1 protein-coding gene is annotated in these 452 nt (G+C 62.6%); it reads right to left on the bottom strand.

Features of this window, described 5'->3' with window-relative positions:
* A partial coding sequence (locus GWC77_RS28385) for a transposase (protein ID WP_173262965.1) occupies positions 1-452 on the bottom strand: 452 nt, incomplete at both ends.

The raw sequence follows: 452 nt of genomic DNA, 5'->3' as shown, positions 1-452 counted from the left end.
CGTATAGGCGAACCACACCGCAGGCGGCGTCGTATCGGCTGAGGATCGATCGTCACGCACATACACCCACAAGCGCCCGGTCTTCGTCTTGCCGTTGCCTGGTTCGAGTACTGGCACTGGCGTATCGTCGGCATGTAACTTCGTCGCCGTCATCACATGCCGGCGTAATGCGTCGACCAGTGGTTGTAAGAGCGTCGCGCCGTGGCCAACCCACTTCGCGAGCAGCGAGCGATCGAGCTCGACGCCCTCACGCGCATACATGACCGATTGCCGATACAACGGGATGTAATCTGCGAACTTCGAGACCAGCACGTGCGCGAGCAGTCCAGGGCCCGCGAGGCCGCGCTCGATGGGACGACTCGGCGCTGCTGCCTGTGCGATGTGATCGCAGCACGCGCAGGCGAATTTGGGCCGCACATGACGGATCACGCGGAAGCTAGCCGGTACGTACT

This window comes from Paraburkholderia sp. NMBU_R16, from assembly GCF_013282575.1.
GTDB lineage: Bacteria > Pseudomonadota > Gammaproteobacteria > Burkholderiales > Burkholderiaceae > Trinickia.
Note: the sequence above shows the minus strand (reverse complement) of the source record. Positions and strands in the feature narration are given on the sequence as shown.